The organism is Stenotrophomonas sp. 78350_Sma (assembly GCF_056482105.1).
Genome location: NZ_CM151182.1, coordinates 1,462,301 through 1,482,470, shown reverse-complemented (window position 1 = coordinate 1,482,470; position 20,170 = coordinate 1,462,301). Strand labels below are relative to the sequence as shown.

The 20,170-nt window shown below is 66.7% G+C and carries 16 protein-coding genes; 13 read left to right on the top strand and 3 right to left on the bottom strand.

The features are described 5' to 3' along the window. Position 1: 1 nt before the first annotated feature. The 11 genes from ACZK4H_RS06800 to ACZK4H_RS06750 all read left to right on the top strand — a co-directional run bounded on the left by ACZK4H_RS06800 (position 2) and on the right by ACZK4H_RS06750 (position 15,582). Positions 2-1,192 (top strand): 1-deoxy-D-xylulose-5-phosphate reductoisomerase, encoded by a 1,191-nt coding sequence (locus ACZK4H_RS06800; RefSeq protein WP_099551345.1) that lies wholly within the window; start codon positions 2-4, stop codon positions 1,190-1,192. Positions 1,193-1,247: 55 nt separating this feature from the next. Then, positions 1,248-2,606 carry an RIP metalloprotease RseP gene (gene rseP / locus ACZK4H_RS06795; protein ID WP_099551346.1) on the top strand — a complete coding sequence of 453 codons (1,359 nt, stop codon included), beginning with the start codon at positions 1,248-1,250 and terminating at the stop codon, positions 2,604-2,606. Positions 2,607-2,680: 74 nt separating this feature from the next. After that, entirely contained in the window at positions 2,681-5,044 is a 2,364-nt protein-coding gene (gene bamA, locus ACZK4H_RS06790; RefSeq protein WP_099551347.1) for an outer membrane protein assembly factor BamA, read from the top strand. A gap of 533 nt (positions 5,045-5,577) precedes the next feature. Then, entirely contained in the window at positions 5,578-6,600 is a 1,023-nt protein-coding gene (lpxD, locus tag ACZK4H_RS06785) for a UDP-3-O-(3-hydroxymyristoyl)glucosamine N-acyltransferase (RefSeq protein WP_099551348.1), read from the top strand. Then, a complete protein-coding gene (fabZ, locus tag ACZK4H_RS06780) occupies positions 6,597-7,055 on the top strand; it encodes a 3-hydroxyacyl-ACP dehydratase FabZ (protein WP_012479607.1) in 459 nt (152 codons plus the stop codon). The genes lpxD and fabZ overlap by 4 nt, the downstream gene beginning before the upstream one ends. Positions 7,056-7,071: 16 nt before the next feature. Continuing rightward, positions 7,072-7,863 (top strand): acyl-ACP--UDP-N-acetylglucosamine O-acyltransferase, encoded by a 792-nt coding sequence (gene lpxA, locus ACZK4H_RS06775; protein ID WP_099551349.1) that lies wholly within the window; start codon positions 7,072-7,074, stop codon positions 7,861-7,863. A gap of 53 nt (positions 7,864-7,916) precedes the next feature. After that, on the top strand, positions 7,917-9,119 hold the full coding sequence (gene lpxB, locus ACZK4H_RS06770) for a lipid-A-disaccharide synthase (RefSeq protein WP_239503756.1): 1,203 nt from the start codon (positions 7,917-7,919) through the stop codon (positions 9,117-9,119). Then, positions 9,116-9,775 (top strand): ribonuclease HII, encoded by a 660-nt coding sequence (locus ACZK4H_RS06765; RefSeq protein ID WP_099551351.1) that lies wholly within the window; start codon positions 9,116-9,118, stop codon positions 9,773-9,775. The genes lpxB and ACZK4H_RS06765 overlap by 4 nt, the downstream gene beginning before the upstream one ends. A 216-nt stretch (positions 9,776-9,991) precedes the next feature. Further along, entirely contained in the window at positions 9,992-13,582 is a 3,591-nt protein-coding gene (dnaE, locus tag ACZK4H_RS06760) for a DNA polymerase III subunit alpha (protein ID WP_099551352.1), read from the top strand. A gap of 57 nt (positions 13,583-13,639) precedes the next feature. Beyond that, positions 13,640-14,509: a hypothetical protein gene (locus tag ACZK4H_RS06755; protein WP_099551353.1), complete on the top strand. Its 870-nt coding sequence runs from the start codon at positions 13,640-13,642 to the stop codon at positions 14,507-14,509. A gap of 113 nt (positions 14,510-14,622) precedes the next feature. Further along, positions 14,623-15,582, top strand: coding sequence for an acetyl-CoA carboxylase carboxyltransferase subunit alpha (locus tag ACZK4H_RS06750; protein WP_054171326.1), 960 nt, complete (start codon positions 14,623-14,625; stop codon positions 15,580-15,582). Between the two features lie 284 nt (positions 15,583-15,866). Here ACZK4H_RS06750 and ACZK4H_RS06745 read toward each other — a convergent pair whose 3' ends face one another. Further along, a complete protein-coding gene (locus ACZK4H_RS06745; RefSeq protein ID WP_049433848.1) occupies positions 15,867-16,322 on the bottom strand; it encodes a CopD family protein in 456 nt (151 codons plus the stop codon). Positions 16,323-16,509: 187 nt separating this feature from the next. Between ACZK4H_RS06745 and ACZK4H_RS06740 the strand changes: the two genes are divergently transcribed. Beyond that, positions 16,510-17,100, top strand: coding sequence for a class I SAM-dependent DNA methyltransferase (locus ACZK4H_RS06740; RefSeq protein WP_099551354.1), 591 nt, complete (start codon positions 16,510-16,512; stop codon positions 17,098-17,100). 93 nt (positions 17,101-17,193) lie between these two features. Then, a complete protein-coding gene (locus ACZK4H_RS06735; protein WP_099551355.1) occupies positions 17,194-18,501 on the top strand; it encodes a polyhydroxyalkanoate depolymerase in 1,308 nt (435 codons plus the stop codon). Positions 18,502-18,701: 200 nt separating this feature from the next. Here ACZK4H_RS06735 and ACZK4H_RS06730 read toward each other — a convergent pair whose 3' ends face one another. Further along, positions 18,702-19,691 carry a sensor domain-containing protein gene (locus tag ACZK4H_RS06730; RefSeq protein WP_099551356.1) on the bottom strand — a complete coding sequence of 330 codons (990 nt, stop codon included), beginning with the start codon at positions 19,689-19,691 and terminating at the stop codon, positions 18,702-18,704. Then, entirely contained in the window at positions 19,688-20,053 is a 366-nt protein-coding gene (locus ACZK4H_RS06725) for a PadR family transcriptional regulator (RefSeq protein WP_099551357.1), read from the bottom strand. Before ACZK4H_RS06725 ends, ACZK4H_RS06730 begins: the two co-directional genes overlap by 4 nt. Positions 20,054-20,170 lie beyond the last annotated feature (117 nt).

Sequence of the window (20,170 nt, the reverse complement as noted above, 5' to 3'; positions counted from 1 at the left end):
CATGAATGCTGTCGCAGACCTGCGCCGGGTCGCCGTATACGGCGCCACCGGCTCGATTGGTGCCTCCACGCTGGACGTGATCGCCCGCCACCCGCAGCGCTACCAGGCCACGGTGCTGGCCGCCGGCCGCCAGGTGCAGGCGCTGCTGGCGCTGTGCCGCCAGCACAAGCCCGCGCACGCGGTCATCGCCGACGAAGCGCTGTTCACCGAACTGCGCGACGGCCTGCGCGATGCCGGGCTGTCCACCGAGGCCCACGCCGGTCATGCCGCACTGGACCAGCTGGCAGCAAGCGATGCCTGCGACACCGTCGTCGCAGCCATTGTCGGTGCTGCAGGGCTGTCCTCGACCCTCGCCGCCGCTGCGGCCGGCAAGCGCATCCTGCTGGCCAACAAGGAATCGCTGGTCCTGGCCGGTGAACTGCTGACCCGCACCGCCGAGCGCGCCGGCGCCGAGATCATTCCGATCGACAGCGAGCACAGCGCGATCTTCCAGTGCCTGCGTTCGCGCGACGCCAGCATCGACGGCGCCGGCGTGCGCCGGATCCTGCTGACCGCGTCGGGTGGCCCGTTCCGCGGCCGCAGCCGCGCCGAGCTGGCCGAGGTCACCCCGGCCCAGGCCGTGGCCCACCCGAAGTGGTCGATGGGCCCGAAGATCTCGGTCGATTCGGCGACGTTGATGAACAAGGGCCTTGAAGTGATCGAGGCCCATCACCTGTTCGCGGTGCCCGGCGAGCGCATCGAGGTACTGGTGCACCCGCAGAGCCTGGTGCATTCGCTGGTCGAGTTCGTCGACGGCTCCACCCTGGCCCAGATGGGCCTGCCGGACATGCGCACCACCCTGGCGGTCGGCCTGGGCTGGCCGCAGCGCATCGAATCAGGCGTGGCCGGGCTGGACCTGCTGGCGCAGGGCCGGCTGGATTTCGAGGCGCCTGACACCGACGCCTTCCCCTGCCTGGCGCTTGCGTGGCAGGCGATGCAGGCCGGTGGCACCTCCCCGGCGGTGCTGAACGCCGCCAATGAAGAGGCGGTTTCAGCATTTCTTCAGGGCCGGATCGGTTTCCTGACCATCCCGGAGCTGGTTGCTAACGCTCTTTCAACACTGCCGACGCAAGCAGCCGATACACTGGAGGTCCTGTTGTCCGCCGACCAGCGGGCACGCCAGCTCACCCTGAACGCCATCGACGCCGCCTGAACGACCGCCTCGCCCAGCATGACGCCGCCGCCCCTGCCCGCCACTGTGAGCCTGCATGACTGACTTCATCGGATCGGTCTGGTGGATGATTGTCAGCCTCGGGCTGCTGGTCACGTTCCACGAGTTCGGGCATTACTGGGTCGGCCGCCTCTGTGGGGTCAAGATCCTGCGCTTCTCGGTCGGCTTCGGCCGCCCGCTGTGGTCGCGCCGCGACAAGCACGGTACCGAGTTCGCCGTTGCCGCCATCCCGCTGGGTGGCTACGTGAAGTTCCTCGACGAGCGCGAGGTCGAGGTCCATCCCCACGAGCGCGGCCAGGCCTTCAACCACAAGACCGTGTGGCAGCGCATCGCCATCGTTGCTGCAGGGCCGATCGCCAATCTGCTGCTGTGCATCCTGCTGCTGTGGGCGATGTTCGTGATCGGCAAGCAGGACTACTCGCCGACGATCGGCCGGGTTGACGGCATCGCCGCCAGTGCCGGCCTGGTCAGTGGTGACCGCGTTCTGCGGGTGGATGACCGCCAGGTCGCCACGCTGGGCGAGGCCAGCATGGCGCTGACCGCCGCCGCGATGGATCGCCGCGACGTCACGCTTGAAGTACTCGACCCCGCGGACCAGGTACGCGTGCGCACCCTGCCGCTGTCGCAGCTGCCCGCCGGTTTCGATGAACGACGGGTGCCGATCCTGGCCGGCCTGTATTGGCAGTCGTGGCTGCAGCCGGCGCTGGTCGACTCGCTCACCGCCGATTCGGTGGTCACCGGGCTGCTGCAGCCGGGCGACCTGATCGTGGCGATCGACGGCCAGCGCATCGACAGCGTCGACCAGGTGATCGGCGAGATCCAGGCCCTCGGGCGTGCCGGAGGCCCTGGCATGATCGAGGTCCTGCGAGGCGGTGAACGCCTTGCACTGGAAGTCACGCCCCGCCAGGGCAAGGATGGCAAGGGCAACCCGGTCTGGCAGATCGGCGTCGGCTTCCCCACCACCTACAGCCCCTCCTACGACACCCTGCTGCGCTATGGGCCGCTGGATGCAGTGACCGTCGCCGTGCGTGAAACCGGCCGGCTTGCCGCCGATTCGCTGGGCATGATGGGCCGCATCGTCACCGGCAAAGCCTCGCTGCAGAACGTTTCCGGGCCCGTCACCATCGCCCGCGTGGCCAATGTCTCGGCCAAACGCGGCCTCGACTGGTTCCTGCAGTTCCTTGCCCTGCTGTCACTCAGCCTGTGCATCATCAACCTGTTGCCGATCCCGATCTTGGACGGCGGGCACCTGCTGTATTACCTTATCGAGTTGGTCAAGGGCAGCCCGCTGAGCGAGCGTGCCATCGCCGCCGGCCAATACATCGGCCTGGCGTTGCTGGCCGGGCTGATGGGGTTGGCGTTCTACAACGACATCCTCGGCCTGGTCCCGCGATGAACTTTTCCACGTTGTTGCCGTCTACAGCGTCGGCATCCCGCACCAATGAAATCGACCTTCCTACCGGACGTGACATGACGCGACTCCCCAATCGCCGCCTGCTGGCCCTCGCCCTCGCCGCCGTCACCGGCGCTCCCGCCCTGGCCCAGGCAGCCGAGCCCTTCACTGTCAGCGACATCCGCGTCGATGGCCTGCAGCGCATCAGCTCGGGCACGGTGTTCACCTACCTGCCGGTGGAACGTGGCGAGACGATCACCGACAACAAGGTCGGCGAGACCATCCGCGCCCTGTACAAGACCGGCTTCTTCGAAGACGTGCAGCTGGACCGCCAGGGCAGCATCCTGGTGGTGACCGTCAAGGAACGCCCGGCGATCAACAAGCTGACCGTGACCGGCAACAAGGACATCAAGTCCGAGCAGCTGCTCAAGGGCCTGTCCGACATCGGCCTGACCGAGGGTGGCACCTTCGACCGCCTGAGCCTGGACCGCGTGACCCAGGAACTGCGCCGCCAGTACAACGACCGTGGCAAGTACACCGTCGAGATCACCCCGACCGTGAGCCCGCTGGACCGCAACCGCGTGGACATCGCGATCGCGATCAAGGAAGGCAAGGCGGCCAAGATCCGCCACGTCAACCTCGTCGGCACCGAGAAGTTCGAGAGCAAGGACATCCTGGAGACCTGGGAGTCCAAGGAGCACAACTGGGCGTCGTGGTACCGCCGTGACGACCAGTACTCCAAGGAAAAGCTGTCCGGCGACCTGGAAAAGCTCAACTCCTGGTACCTGGACCGCGGCTACGTCGACTTCAGCATCGATTCCACCCAGGTCTCGATCAGCCCCGACAAGCGCGACATGTTCCTCACCGCGGGCGTGACCGAGGGTGCGCAGTACAAGATCTCCGAGATCAAGGTCAGCGGCGACACCATCCTCCCGCAGGAGGACGTCGAGCGCATGGTGATCCAGAAGTCCGGCGACACGTTCTCGCGTGCCCTGCTGGAATTCAGCTCGGACACCATCACCAACTCGCTGTCCAACATCGGCTACGCGTTCGCCAAGGTGAACCCGATCCCGACCACCAACCGCCCCGACCAGACCGTGGCCATCAACATGCAGGTCGTTCCGGGCCCGCGCGTGTCGGTGCGCCGCATCCTGTTCCGTGGCAACACCCGCACCTCCGACGAAGTGATGCGTCGCGAAATGCGCCAGTTCGAGAACAGCTGGTACTCGCAGGCCGCGATCGACCGCTCCAAGATCCGCCTGCAGCGCCTGGGCTACTTCGAATCGGTGGACGTGGAAACCCCGGCCGTCAGCGGCAGCAACGACCAGGTCGACGTCGTCTACAACGTCAAGGAAACCACGTCCGGCAGCTTCGTGTTTGGCCTGGGCTATTCGCAGTCCTACGGCATGACCACCTCGGTGCAGCTGTCGCAGAACAACTTCCTCGGCGGCGGCAACCGCGTGTCGGTCGAAGCCTCGCGCAGCAGCTACCTGCAGCGCTACGGCTTCAGCTACACCAACCCGTACTTCACCGATGACGGCGTGTCGCTGGGCTACAACCTGTCCTGGCGTGAACTGGACTACTCCGACTTCAACACCGCTCAGTACAACAGCACCAATGGTTCGGCGCAGGTGGTGTTCGGCGTGCCGCTGACCGAGACCGACACCGTCTCGCTGATGTTCGGCATCGACAGCAACCAGATCACGACCTACCGTGGCTCGACCCCGGCCTCGATCATCGATTACATCGATGCGGTCGGTTCGCGCACCTTCCATGCCTGGCGTACCGAGCTCGGCTGGGCGCGCGACTCGCGCAACGATTACTTCATGCCGACCCGCGGCACCTACCAGCGCGTCGGCCTGGAAACGACCCTGCCAGGTTCGACCATCGAGTACTACAAGCTGAACTACCAGATCAGCAAGTACTGGCCGATCATGCCGTCGCTGGTGATCAACACCCGCGCCGAAGTGGGCTACGGCGATGCTTACGGCAAGGACTACACCCGCACGATCACCGACGCCGACGGCAAAACCCGTACCGTCACCGCCAGCGGCCTGCCGTTCTTCGAGAACTTCTACGCCGGTGGTACCAACTCGGTACGCGGCTTCGAGGACAACACCCTCGGTCCGCGCGAAGTGACCCAGGGTTACCCGGAAGGCCAGCCGCTGGGTGGCTCGCTGAAGACCGTCGGTTCGGTCGAAGCCTACTTCCCGCGCCTGTTCGACAGCCCGTCGGCCCGCGTGTCGGCCTTCGTCGACTTCGGTAACGTCTACAACGGCACCAAGAACTTCAAGGCCAACGAGCTGCGCGTGTCCTCCGGTGTCGCCCTGTTGTGGCGTGCTCCGGTCGGCCCGATCTCGATCAGCTACGCGTTCCCGCTGAAGAAGGAAGACGGCGACAAGATCGAACGCCTGCAATTCACCTTCGGCGGCCAGTTCTGAGGAACGACGTTCCTCAGAACTGATCCACCTCCGGTGAATTGCCCGCGCATTTCACCTATCCCCCGCGCCGCTGGCGCGCCCCCCTTAACAAAAGGGGGGCTCTCCACCAGACGGGGCGCGAAGCGCCGGGCTCTGCCCGGCGTTTTCGTTTTACTTGCTCGCCACCGTTACTTCCCGCGCTCGCGTGAAATCATCTGGTGATGGCGCAGGGGGCTGACCAGGACCGTTGGCGCCATGGGCCCGAGGCATGCTTCGGGCGGGTTGGGCAGGACGCCCAACCCCGGTCTTGCCGTGTGCGCAGGACAGCGCACACGAGCAAGGCGCCATCGAGCCCCCAGGGGTGAGGGCGCTTTGCTTGCGAAGCACTGCTTCGCAAGCGCCCGAACGCCCAGCCGCCAGCGGCTGGGCCGGACCGCGGAGCGGGGCTTACGACGTGTCCTGGGCAGCCCCCTGCGCCATCACCCCGGGACATCAGGCAGGCGCCGCTTTTGACCCCGCATGACCGCAATGGCCTCACACGTTAAACTCCCGCCGTGAATACTCCCACCTACACCGCCCAGCAACTCGCCGAGCAGTTCGGCCTGCAGGTCCATGGCGACCCCGCCACCGCCATCCATGGCGTGGCCACCCTCGCCCATGCCGGTCCTGGCCAGCTGACCTTCCTCGCCAACCCCCGCTACCGCGCCCAGCTGGCCGACAGCCAGGCCTCGCTGGTGGTCCTGCGTGCCGACGACGCCGAGGCCGCCCCCGGCGCCGCGCTCGTGGCCAAGGACCCTTACACCACCTTCGCCAAGATCGCCGCGCTGTTCGACATCGCGCCGACGCGCCCGCCGGGCATCCACCCCAGCGCCGTCATCGATCCCAGCGCCCAGGTCGCCGCCAGCGCCCATATCGGTCCCTTCGTCTCCATCGGCGCGCGCAGCGTGGTCGGTGAGAACTGCATCATCGGCACCGGCAGCGTGATCGGCGAAGACTGCAGCCTGGACAACGGCTGCGAGCTCATCGCGCGGGTCACCCTGGTCACCCGGGTCAAGCTCGGCAAGCGCGTTCGCGTGCATCCCGGTGCCGTGCTCGGCGCCGATGGCTTCGGCCTGGCCATGGATGCCGGCAAGTGGATCAAGGTGCCGCAGCTCGGCGGCGTGCGCATCGGCGATGACTGCGAGATCGGCGCCAACACCTGCGTCGACCGCGGTGCGCTGGAAGACACCGTGCTGGACGACGACGTGCGCCTGGACAACCTGGTGCAGATCGCGCACAACGTGCAGATCGGCGCGCACTCGGCCATCGCCGGCTGCACCGGCATCGCCGGCAGTGCCAGGATCGGCCGCTACTGCCTGCTCGGCGGCCACGTCGGCGTGGTCGGCCACCTCGAGATCTGCGACAAGGTCGTGATCACCGGCAAGTCGGTGGTCCGCAATTCCATCCATGAGCCGGGCGAGTACTCGTCCGGCACCCCGTTGACCGACAACCGCACGTGGCGCAAGAACGCCGCGCGCTTCAAGCAGCTGGACGCATTGGCTCGCCGCGTCCTGGCTGCTGGCAAGGAGAAAGAATGAACGACACGCTGCAGCTTCCTATCGACGTCTGCCAGATCCAGGAACTGCTCCCGCACCGTTACCCGTTCCTGCTGGTGGACCGGGTGCTTGAACTCGACATCGAAGCCAAGCGCATCCTTGCGCAGAAGAACGTCAGCATCAACGAGCCGTTCTTCCAGGGCCACTTCCCGGGCCGCCCGATCATGCCCGGTGTGCTGATCATCGAAGCGCTGGCCCAGGCCGGTGGCGTAATGACCCAGCTGACGCTTGGCCGCGATGCGCAGTCCAAGCTGTTCTACATGGTCAAGGTGGAAAACGCCCGCTTCAACAAGCAGGTCGTCCCCGGCGACGTGCTGATGCTGGATGTGCAGATGAAGCGCCTGATCCGCAACATGGGCTGGTACTACGGCGAAGCCAAGGTCAACGGTGAAGTCGTCGCCTCGGCCGAGGTCATGTGCGCCGGTGCCAAGGGCTGATCCACGGGAGGCAGCAATGACTGACAACGCACCACGGATCCACCCGACCGCCGTCATCGATCCGGCCGCGCGCCTGGCCGACGACGTCCAGGTCGGCGCGTTCACCCTGATCGGTGCCGATGTCGAAATCGGTGCCGGCACGGTGGTGGGCCCCCACTGCAGCATCCACGGCCCGACGAAGATCGGCCGTGACAACCGCTTCGTGGGCCACGCAGCGGTCGGTGGCGAGCCGCAGGACAAGAAGTTCGCTGGCGAACGCACCGAACTGGTGATCGGCGACCGCAACGTGTTCCGCGAGTTCGTCACGCTGAACCGTGGCACCGGCGGCGGCGGTGGCATCACCACCATCGGCGACGACAACTGGATGCTGGCCTACACGCACGTGGCGCATGACTGCCATGTCGGCAACTTCTGCGTGTTCTCCAACAACACCACGCTGGCCGGCCACGTGACCGTGGGCGACTACGTGATCATCAGCGGCTTCGCCGGTGCCCACCAGTTCTGCCGCATCGGTGCGCATGCCTTCCTCGGCATGGGCGCGCTGACCAATGGCGACGTACCACCGTTCACCATGGTCGGCACCGATTCGCTGGGCCGCCCGCGTGGTATCAACAGCGAAGGCCTGAAGCGCCGCGGCTTCGATGCCGAGCGCATCTCCGCCATCAAGCGCGCCTATCGCACCCTGTACGTGGCAGGCCTGCCGCTGGCCGAAGCCAAGGTGCAGCTGACCGAACAGGCGCGTGACAGCGATGACGTCAAGGCGATGCTGGACTTCATCGAGCACGCCGAGAGGCCCTTGCTGCGATGAGCAGCACGACCGGCCAGGCGCCGGCCGGCGCCGCCGTGATTCCGCTGGCCTCCATGGCTGGCAGCGTCCCTGCCCAGCGGGTGCTCAGCGAGCGCCCGTTGCGGATCGCCCTGGTGGCCGGTGAGGCCTCCGGCGATCTGCTCGGTGCGGGCCTGGTGCGCGAACTGAAAGCGCGCTTCCCGAATGCCGAATTCGCCGGCATCGGCGGCGATGCCATGCGCAGCGCCGGCTGCCAGACCTGGCACGACGCCAGCGAACTGGCGGTGATGGGCCTGACTGAAGTACTGCGCCATCTCCCACGCCTGTTGAAACTGCGTTCGGCGTTCCGCCAGCGTGCACTGGAATGGCAGCCGGACGTGTTCATCGGCATCGACGCGCCCGACTTCAACCTGGGCATCGAGCGCTGGCTGAAGCAGCGCGGCGTGCGCACCGTGCACTACGTCAGCCCCTCGGTCTGGGCCTGGCGCGAGAAGCGGGCGGAGAAGATCGGCAGCAGCGCCGACCTGGTGCTGTGCCTGTTCCCGATGGAACCGCCGATCTATGCCAGGCACGGCATCGACGCGCGCTTCGTCGGCCACCCGATGGCCGATGACATTCCGCTGCAGGGCAACCGCGAGGAGGCCCGTGCCGCACTTGGCCTGCCGACCTCGGCCAAGGTACTGGCAGTGTTGCCGGGCAGCCGCCTGGGCGAGATTTCGCGCTTGGGCGAACCGTTCTTCGAGGCCGCCTGGCAGGTCTCCGAACGCATCCCCGGCCTGCACGTGGTGGTGCCTGCGGCCAACCCGGCCTGCAAGCGCCTGATCGAAGAGCAGCTGTCACGCTCGGCGTTGCCGGTGGCTTTTTCGCACGTTCTCGACGGCGAGGCACGCAACGCGATGATCGCCGCCGATGTGGTGGTGCTGGCCTCGGGCACCGCGACGCTGGAGGCGATGCTGGTCAAGCGGCCGATGGTGGTCGGTTACCGCGTCAACGAGCTCACCTACCGTCTGGTCAAGGCGCTGGGCCTGATCAAGGTCGATCGCTTCGCCCTGCCCAACATCCTGGCGGGCCAGGACCTGGCACCGGAACTGATGCAGCACGACTGCACACCAGACAAGCTGGCGGCAGCCATCCAGCAGTGGTTCGACCACCCGCAGCGGGTGATCGACCTGCAGGACACCTATGCCCGCCTGCATGAGCGCCTGCGCCGCAATGCCTCGGCCCGTGCGGCCGACGCGGTGGGCGAGCTGCTGATGCGTGACCAGGCCCAGGCATGAGCCGCCGCCATGCCGCAGCGGCCAGCCTGGCCCTGTTCGACGGCGCCGCCGTGGTCGAGCCGGAGCGTCTGGTCGCCGGCGTCGACGAAGCTGGCCGCGGTCCGCTGGCCGGACCGGTGGCGGTGGCAGCAGTGGTGTTCGATCCATCCCGGCCGCGCATCAACGGCCTGGACGATTCCAAGCAGCTGACCGCAGCCCGCCGCGAGCAACTGCATGACCGCATCATCGAACGTGCCCTGGCCTGGCAGGTGGTGCTGGTGGACGTGGACACCATCGACCGCCTGAACATCTACCAGGCCACCCTGCAGGGCATGCGCGACGTGGTTGCGGCAGTGGCCCACGTCGCCGGCTTCGCCCGCATCGACGGCAACGTCGTGCCCAAGGGCCTGGTGCTCCCCGCACAGGCGCTGGTCGGTGGCGACGGCATCGACCGGTCGATCATGGCCGCTTCGATCCTGGCCAAGGTCTCGCGCGACCGCTACATGCAGGACGTGCACGCCCGCTACCCTCAGTATGGGTTCGAGCAGCACAAGGGCTACGGCACCCCGGCCCACCTGGCAGCCCTGCGCGAGCACGGCCCCTGCGAGGAACACCGCCGCAGCTTCGCCCCGGTGCGTGAGTGCCTGCAGGCCGAGCAGGCCGTCACGATCGCCTGAACAGCCGTCGGGCATGGCCCGGCGCTACCACGCCAATGTGAACGCATCCGGTAGCGCCGGGCCATGCCCGGCGGTATTCGCGCAATCGACGTACCGTCAAGTCCTTGTCGCCTCCCCCTGCCCTCGCTACCCTGACCGGGCACTCCAGCGCTTCCCGACCCCGGCGACGATTCCCCCGTCAGCACCCGGGGCCCGCGCGCTCCAACCTGGTCCGGCATGTCCAACTCCCGCTTCGTACATCTCCACGTCCACACCGAGTTCTCGCTGGCGGACTCCACCATCCGTGTACCGGCCAAACCGGACCAGGCGGACCCGAAAAAGGCCAAGCAGGCCAACCTGCTGTCGCGCTCGGTCGAGCTCGGCCTGCCCGCGCTGGCGGTGACTGATCTCAACAACCTGTTCGCGCTGGTCAAGTTCTACAAGGCCGCCGAAGGCGTGGGCATCAAGCCGATCGCCGGCGCCGACGTGCTGATCGCCGAAGAGGGCCAGGACCCGTGGCGGATGACCTTGCTGTGCCGCGACCGCGAAGGCTACCTGAGCCTGTCGCGGCTGCTGACCCGCGCCTGGATGGAAGGCCATCGCCCGGAAGGCGGTGTGGCCATCCATCCGGACTGGCTGAAGGCCGGCAATGCCAACCTGTTCGCGCTGGCCGGCCGGCAGAGCCTGGCCGGGCGCCTGGCGCTGGACGGCAAGCATGAACTGGCCGAGCAGCAGCTGGCCGACTGGCAGCGCGTGTTCGGCGATGGCCTGCACCTGGAACTGACCCGTACCGGCCGCGAGGGCGAGGAAACCTTCAACCAGTTCGCGCTGATGGCGGCCGGCCAACGTGGCCTGCCGGTGGTGGCCAGCAATGATGTGCGCTTCCTGTCGCCCACCGATTTCAGCGCGCACGAAGCGCGCGTGTGCATTTCCACCGGGCGCGTGCTGGACGACCCCAAGCGCCCGCGCGAGTACAGCGACCAGCAGTACCTGAAGTCGGCCGAGGAGATGTGTGCGCTGTTCGCCGACATCCCCGATGCGATCGACAACACGCTGGCGCTGGCCGAGCGCTGCAACATCGAGATGCGGCTGGGCACCTACTTCCTGCCCAACTACCCGGTGCCCGACGACGAGACCCTGGACACCTGGATCCAGAAGATGTCGCGCGATGGCCTGGAAGAGCGCCTGGAGAAGAATCCGCTGGCGCCGGGCAAGACCCGCGAAGAATACTTCGAACGCCTGGAATTCGAGCTCAACACCATCATCAAGATGGGCTTCCCCGGCTACTTCCTGATCGTGGCCGACTTCATCCAGTGGGGCAAGAACCAGGGCATCCCGATCGGCCCGGGCCGTGGTTCGGGTGCCGGTTCGCTGGTGGCGTGGGCACTGAAGATCACCGATCTGGACCCGCTGCCGTACAACCTGCTGTTCGAGCGCTTCCTGAACCCGGAACGCGTGTCGATGCCCGACTTCGACATCGACTTCTGCATGGACCGCCGCGACGAGGTGATCGACTACGTCGCGCGCAAGTACGGGCGCGAGCGCGTCAGCCAGATCATCACCTACGGCACCATGGCCGCCAAGGCGGTGGTGCGCGACTCCGGCCGCGTGCTCGGCTTCCCGTACGGCCTGGTGGATGGCGTCTCCAAGCTGATCCCGAACATCCTGGGCATCCACTTGAAGGATGCACTGGGCAAGGGCAAGGAAGGCCCCAGCTCGGAAATGGCCTCGCCGGAGCTGATCCAGCGCTACGAGACCGAGGACGATGTCCGCGACCTGATCGACCTGGCGCTGCAGCTGGAAGACCTGACCCGCAACGCAGGCAAGCATGCCGGTGGCGTGGTGATCGGTCCCGAACCGCTGAGCGAGTTCTGCCCGCTGTACGCCGAACACGACGAGAACGGCCTGGGCAAGAACCCGGTCACCCAGTTCGACAAGAACGACGTGGAAGAAGTCGGCCTGGTGAAGTTCGACTTCCTCGGCTTGCGCACGCTGACCATCATCGACTGGGCGGTGAAGGCGATCAACAAGCGCCATGAGCGCGCCGGCATCCCGCCGGTGGACATCGCCGCGATCCCGCTCGACGACACGCCCACCTACAAGGACATCTTCGCCAACGGCAACACCGGCGCGGTGTTCCAGTTCGAATCCTCGGGCATGCGCCGCCTGCTGAAGGACGCGCGCCCCGACCGTTTCGAAGATCTGATCGCGCTGGTGTCGCTGTACCGCCCCGGCCCGATGGACCTGATTCCTTCGTTCAACGCGCGTAAGCACGGCCAGGAAGAAATCATCTATCCCGATCCGCGCACCGAAGCGATCCTGAAAGACACCTACGGCATCATGGTGTACCAGGAGCAGGTGATGCAGATGGCGCAGATCGTCGGCGGCTACTCGCTGGGTGGCGCCGACCTGCTGCGCCGTGCGATGGGCAAGAAGGTGCCGGCCGAAATGGCCAAGCACCGCGAGATCTTCCGCGAAGGTGCGGCCAAGGACGGCGTGGACGAAGCCAAGGCCGATGCGATCTTCGACCTGATGGAGAAGTTCGCCGGCTACGGCTTCAACAAGTCGCACGCCGCCGCCTACGCGCTGGTCAGTTACCAGACCGCGTGGTTGAAGCGCCATTACCCGGCCGAGTTCATGGCGGCCACGCTGTCGTCCGACCTGGACAACACCGACAAGGTGGTCGGCTTCCTCGACGAGGTGCGCAACCTCGGCCTGACCGTGCTGCCACCGAAGGTGAACCAGTCGGCCTTCATGTTCGAAGCGGTGACCCCGGACACCATCCAGTACGGCCTGGGCGCGATCAAGGGCGTTGGCCAGGGGGCCTGCGAAGCGGTGGTGGACGAGCGCCTGAAGGGCGGCGGGTACAAGGACCTGCTCGACTTCTGCACCCGCGTCGGCTCGGCCAAGCTCAACCGGCGCACGCTGGAAGCGATGATCAACTGCGGCGCGCTGGACGAGCTCGGTCACAACCGCGCCTCGCTGATGCTGCAGCTGCCGGAAGTGATCAAGGCCACCGACCAGATGGCGCGCGAGCGCGCCTCGGGCCAGAACTCGCTGTTCGGCGGCCCCGACCCGAGCACGACCACGATCCAGCTGGACCTGCCCGAAGCCGAGGAATGGCCGCTGCTGCAGCGCCTGAACGGCGAGCGCGACACGCTGGGCTTCTACCTCAGCGGGCACCCGTTCGATCCCTGGCGCGACGATGTGCGCGACCTGGTCGGCAACGACCTGGGCGCGGTGGAGAAGATCTGGAGCGCCAACAGTGGCGGCGGTGGCGGTGGCGAGAAGCGCTGGCGCCCCGAAGTACAGACCGTGCTGGCCGGCCAGGTGGTCGGCGTGCGCCGCAAGGGCGAGAGCCAGATCTTCATCCAGCTCGAAGACGGCCGTGGCCGCGTCGAGTGCAGCGCGTTCTCCGACGCGATGGCCGAGTTCGGCCACCTGATGACCAAGGACCGCATCCTGGTGGTCAAGGGTGGCCTGCGCGAGGACGAGTTCAACGGCGGCTACGCACTGCGCATCCGCCAGTGCTGGGACTTCGACGAGGTCTGCGCCAACTACGCCACGCGCCTGTCGCTACGCCTGGACCTGCGCCAGCAGCGCCCGGTCTGGGAGCGCATCGATGCCCTGCTCGACCGCCATCGCCCGGGGCGTACCCCACTGCGCCTGGACCTGCTGCTGAAGGGCCCGCAGGGCGGCGTCGCCGGCATGCTCGATGTGTCCGGGCAGAGCGCCGTACGCATCGATTCCAAGCTGATGGAGGCGCTGCGCGCCGACCCGGCCGTGCGCACGCTGAAGGTGCGCTACAGCCCACCGTGGGCCAGCTGAGGCTGGCGCCATCGTTTTCCTGCACTCCCCGTTCCAGATATCAAGGACGATTTTCCGATGAAGACCCTGCTGTTCCCGTTCGCTGCCGCTCTGGCCCTGGCCGCCTGTTCGCCCTCGAAGGTCGAGTTCCAGATCGACAACCCCACCGACACGCCGCTGGCACTGAGCATCGATGGCAAGGACCTGCCGGTCGCCGCACAGGGCTCGCGCCCGATTTCGCTGGCCGTGGGCGAGCATCGCCTGCACACCGAAAAGCTCGGCGACGTGCGCTTCATCGTCTACACCGACGGTCGTGGCGGCCTGATCAACCCGACCCTGAGCGAATACGTGGTCGCCCGCGAGATCTACGTCACCGACGAGAGCAAGCTGAAGAACTTCGGCACCGGCAAGGCCGGCATCGAGCTGGGTGGCGTCGACTTCGAAGGCCCGTTCGAGAAGCACCACGACCTGTTCATCGACAAGACCTGGACCTACGGCGTGCGCGAGCCCTTCCCGAAGGAAAAGGTGGTGGCCCACGTCGACGCCAGCGGTGGCCAGATCGTGGCCAAGGTGTTCACCGCCCCCGACTTCATTGCCTACGTCGAAGAAGGCATGGGCGAGCCGGGTGCGTTCAAACGCGAGCAGCCGGCCGGCTACGTGGCCCCGGCGTACAGCCTGGAACCGGCCCCGACCAGCCTGCCGGCGCTGGTACCGGCCTTCGAGACCCACGCCGCGCCGCTGCGCGAGGTCTATGCGCGCTGGCTGAAGGCCACCACCGCCGAGGAACAGAAGGCCCTGCGCAAGCAGGACTTCGCCGCGCAGATGGCCTTCACCGCGGCCACCGCCAGCCTGGGCAGCGGGCTGGGCAGGGAGGCCAACGAGGCCTACAACGACTTCGTCTCCCAGCGCAGCCAGCTGATGGGCCGCAGCGCCCTGGTGGTGCCCTGAACTGACTGGCGCCCCCTGCCCGGCTGCGCTACCGTCGCCTTCCAGACGAGGGCGTACGGGTGGTTTGCACGCATTCGGCTAGAATTCCCCTCTTCTTTACACGACGGCTTCCGATGAATCCGAACTACCTCGACTTCGAGCAACCCATCGCCGACCTGGAAGCCAAGATCCAGGAACTGCGCAACGCCAGTGCCGGGCCGGCGGTCAATGTCGAGGCGGAAGTGCACGCGCTGCAGGACAAGCTGCGCATGCGCACCGCGCAGATCTTCCGCAACCTGACCTCGTGGCAGGTGCTGCAGCTGGCCCGTCATCCGTCGCGCCCGTACACCGCCGACTACCTCCGCGTCATGTTCGATGAGTTCCAGGAGCTGGCCGGCGACCGTGCCTTCGCCGACGACAAGGCCATCATGGGTGGCCTGGCCCGCATCAACGGCCGTGCAGTGATGGTGATCGGCCACCAGAAGGGCCGTGACACCAAGGAAAAGATCAAGCGCAACTTCGGCATGCCGAAGCCGGAGGGCTACCGCAAGGCCCTGCGCCTGATGAAGATGGCCGAGCGCTTCGGCCTGCCGGTGCTGACCCTGATCGACACCGCCGGCGCCTGGCCGGGCATCGACGCCGAATCGCGCGGCCAGTCCGAAGCGATCGCACGGAACCTGATCGAGATGGCCGAACTGAAGGTGCCGATCATCTGCACCGTGATCGGTGAAGGCGGCTCCGGCGGCGCGCTGGCGCTGGGCGTGGGCGACCGCACCGTGATGCTGGAGTATTCGGTGTACTCGACCATCACCCCGGAAGGCTGCGCCTCGATCCTGTGGAAGGACGCCGGCAAGGCCAAGGATGCCGCCGAACAGCTGGGCCTGACCGCCCCGCGCCTGAAGAGCCTGGGCCTGGTCGACAAGGTCGTGCGCGAGCCGACCGGTGGCGCCCACCGCAACCCGACGCAGATGGCCAAGCGCCTGAAGGCGGTGCTGCTGAACGAACTGGACGCGCTGGACAAGCTGTCCACCGAACAGCTGCTGGAACAGCGCTACACCCGCCTGCGCAGCTACGGCACGTACGAAGCAGCCTGATTCATCGGCTTGTTACTTTCTTGCTCGTGCAAGAAAGTAACCAAAGAACACGCCGCCGAACGCGAGCCGGTGCTGTGCACCGGTTCCCTGCGCTTCTCGGTGAATCAGGGGACGGCGCCGAACTCGCTGCGCTCAGACATCGGCACCTCTTCGCCCCTGTTTCACCTGCGATGCTCGGCTCGCTCATGGCGGACCTGGACATCAAAAGCCACAGCTGCACCCAGTAGAACCACGCCATGCGTGGATGCATCTGTGCGATGCGCCGCGCGCGCAGCGCGCCCCGTTCAGAACGGCTTGGCCAGCACCAGCCATACGATCGGAATGAAGGCCAGCAGCGGGATCTCGTTGATCCAGCGCAGCGCGCGCGACGACGGCAGCGCCCTGCCCTTGGCCACGCCCTTGAGCAGGCGGCCAATCCAGCTGAAGTACACGAGCAGCAGCACCACCAGCCCCAGCTTGGCATGCAGCCAACCGGCGCCACCGGGCGCGACCATGGTCGGGAAATCGGGAATGACCTTGTAGCCCAGCCACAGCACTAGGCCGAGCAGGAAGGCCAGGCCGAACATCGAGTGGCCGAAGCGGTAAAGCCGCAGGCCCATCAGCTGCAGGCGCTCGGTCACCGCCGGCTGGCCTGCGGTCTCGGCCAGGTTCACCAGGATGCGCGGCAGGTAGAACACCGTGGCCATCCACGCCACCACGAACACGATGTGGAAGGTCTTGACCCAGTAGTAGCTCTGCATGCGCTCGCTCCGGCGGCTGGCGTAGGTGGATACCTATTGTCGCAGTAGAGCCACCCCATGGGTGGCTGCCGCGTCCAATCGCCGCACCATGGCAGCCACGCATGGCGTGGCTCTACTGCAGGTCCGCCACACCCGGGGGCACAACACCGTACGATAGACGCCGTTTTCCCCGATCGCGCACCGCCCCATGGACAAGACCTACGACGCCGCCTACTTCCAACGCTGGTACCGCCGTGCCGACATCGGCGGCAGCGCCCGCCTGGCGCGCAAGGTGGCATTGGCCGTGGCCAGCGCCGAGTACTACCTGGAGCGGCCGATCCGCAGCGTGCTGGATATCGGCTGCGGCGAAGGCGCCTGGCGCGCGCCGCTGCTGAAGCTGCGTCCGAAGGTCGAATACCTCGGCTTCGACAGCAGCGAGTACGCTGTGCGCCGCTACGGCAGGACCCGCAACCTGCACATGGCCCGCTTCGGCGATTTCGCCTGGCTGCGGCCCTGTGCCCCGGTCGATCTGCTGATCTGCTCGGACGTGATGCACTACGTGCCCGACCGCGAGCTGCGTGCAGGACTGGCCGGACTGTCCGAACTGACCGGAGGGGTAGCCTTCCTGGAAACCTTCACCGCCGAAGACGCGTTCGAGGGCGACCATGACGGCTTCCAGGCCCGCCCGGCGCGCTGGTACCGCCGCACGCTGGCCCGGCATGGCCTGCAGCCGGTGGGGTCGCACTGCTGGCTCGGCCCCGCCCTGGCAGGCGATGCGGCCGCGCTGGAACGGATGTGAATCCGGATTCATTATTTTCAGCCGACTTAACCTGCGGGACACCCGGATGGGATATGCTGCGCGGCAACATATGACCATACATATTCGGTCGTCATGCTCTATCAACTGCACGAACTGACCCGCAACCTGCTCGCCCCCTGGGTGCACCAGGCCCAGGCCAACGCCAGGTTCTTCGCCAACCAGGGCCACTGGTGGTCGCAGATGCCCGGCGCTGATCGCCTGGCGGCGGTCAATGAACTCTTCCATCGCATCGGCAAGGATTACGAGAAGCCCGAGTGGGGCATCAACGAAATCGACGTCGATGGCGAACGCGTGCCGATCGTCGTGCACGAGGAAGTGAGCAAGCCGTTCTGCAAGCTGCTGCGCTTCAAGCGCCACAGCAATGAAGCCGACCAGCTGCACACGATGCTCAACCAGCCGTTCGTGCTGGTGGTGGCGCCGCTGTCCGGCCACCACGCCACGCTGCTGCGCGATACCGTGCGCACGCTGCTGCGCGACCACCGCGTGTATGTGACTGACTGGGTCGACGCGCGCATGGTGCCGTCCAGCGAAGGCGAATTCGGCCTGGACGACTACATCGCCTACATCCAGGAATTCATCCGCCACCTCGGCGTCGAGCGCCTGCACGTGGTGAGCGTGTGCCAGCCGACCGTACCGGTGCTGGCCGCGGTTTCGCTGATGGCCAGCCGTGGCGAGCCGACCCCGCGCACCCTGGTGATGATGGGGGGCCCGATCGATGCGCGCTGCAGCCCGACCGCAGTGAACAACCTGGCCACGCAGAACCCGTTGTCGTGGTTCGAGAACAACGTCATCCACACCGTGCCGGCCAGCTACCCCGGTGCCGGCCGCCGCGTGTATCCGGGCTTCCTGCAGCACGCCGGCTTCCTGTCGATGAACCCGAGCCGCCACTTCAGCTCGCACTGGGACTTCTACACCGACCTGGTCAAGGGCGATCTGGAAGACGCCGACGCGCACCGCCGTTTCTACGACGAGTACAACGCGGTACTGGACATGCCGGCCAAGTACTACCTCGATACCATCCGCGTGGTATTCCAGGACTTCCTGCTGCCGCGTGGCGAGTGGGTGGTCAATGGCGAGAAGGTCGATCCGTCGGCGATCCGCGATACCGCGCTGCTGAGCATCGAAGGCGAGCTGGACGATATCGCCGGCCTCGGCCAGACCGAAGCCGCGCAGGCGCTGTGCACCGGTATCACTGCGGACCGCCGCGAGCATTTCATCGTCGAAGGTGCCGGCCACTACGGGATCTTCAGCGGTCGTCGCTGGCGCGAAGTGGTGTACCCGAAGGTGCGCGACTTCTTCGCAGCGCATGCCGAAGCACCGGCGGCGAAGGCTACGAAGAAGAAGAGCAACGTCACCCCGTTGCGTCGAAAGGCGGGGTAACCCGCCGGTGGTGGGTGCCGACCTGGGTTGGTGCGTCCCGGTAGATGCCAACCTTGGTTGGCGCTCTACCATGGAATCCCGGTAGCTGATGGAGCGTGCCAACCAAGGTTGGCACCTACCAAAGCGAAGTCCACCAAACGCCCCGACGCTGATGGATTGTGCCAACCAGGGTTGGCACCTGCCGAAGCGTGGATTCCCGCTTACAACCGCACCAGCAGGTTCTTCGCGATCAACCCATGCAGCTTGCCGATGCCGCGTGCCAGATGCATCGTCAACAGCAGCAGCAGCACGCCCACCGCGGCGACCGCGATCGCCACCAGCGGCGAGGCCGCCATCGGCAGTACATTCACGCCATCGACGTACACGCCAGGAATCTCGCCACTGAAGATCGCCGCGACCGGCGCCCAGATCAGGCCCAGCGACAGCGACAGCAACGTCACCGCGATGGTGAAGTAGATGACGCCCAGCGGCAGCATCAGCACGAAGTACAGCAGGGTCAGCCAGGTGCGGCCATCGGTGAACATGTCGCCGATGCGCTGCAGCCAGGTACGGCTGCGGTCGGTGTAACGCGGACGACGCGGCATGCGCTCGCCCAGCAGCGCTTCCACCAGCCGTCCTTCCAGCAGCGCCAACCCGCGCACCGAGCCGAAGAACAGCACGGTCAGCGGAATGCCGACGATCAGGATCAGCAGGCCCAGCGACAGCGACAGGCCGGTCACCACCCAGGTGAAGAAGAAGATGCCGGTGGCGAGCGACAGCAGCATGTAGAACAGCGCACCGTAGGTGTGCGGATCGGTCACCACGCCGAAGAAGCGCGCCAGCAGCGAACGCTGCACCGGCGCCGGCGGCGGTGAGGCCGGCTCGACGCCACTGGCTTCCGCCGCCGCACGCAGCACCGGCGCGGTATCCGCACGCGGCGTACGCAGCGCGCGGTTCACCGTCACTTCGGTCTCGCGGTAGATGTCGGCCACTTCGTCCGGCGCACCATAGCTGCCGGCAACATCGGCGATCACCTCGGCCTCGCTGCGGCCGGGCTGCGCGGCCAGCTCCGAGCGCAGGTATTCCTCGGCGTCGTACAGCGCGTCCTGCACCATCGCCGGATCGGCACCTTCCAGCGCCGCGCGCAGCTGCGCCAGATACTGCGGGATGGTCGTGGGCAGGGCTCGGCCTGCCAGGCTCGGGTCGTTCATTGCGGTACCCCCTCCAACACGGAATCGACGGAATCGCGGGTGGCCTGCCAGGCCTGGCGCCATTGCGCCAGCACCTCGCGGCCACGATCATTGATGCGGTAGTAGCGCCGCGGCGGCCCGCTGCTGGACGGCTCCACATGGCTTTCCAGCAGGCCGGCGCCCTCCAGGTTGCGCAGCACCGGGTACAGCGCGCTCTGCTTGCCGCTCAGCACGCCCTCGCCCACCCGTTCCAGCTCCTTGGCAATGAGGTAGCCGTACAGCGGCTCGCCGGCCCGGGCCAGCACTGCCAGCAGGGCCAGCGACACCGTTCCAGCGCTCAGCTCCTTCTGGAACTTCTTCAGGTGGACATCGTCCTCGGACATGACCGGCCCTCCACTACGTTGAAGTCCACAGTAGTGCGAAGTTCGGTATAGCGAATGTGTCGTTAGTCATCGTGCCGGTTGGCGAGACCCGGCCCCTCGCGCAGAATCGAAGCCTTG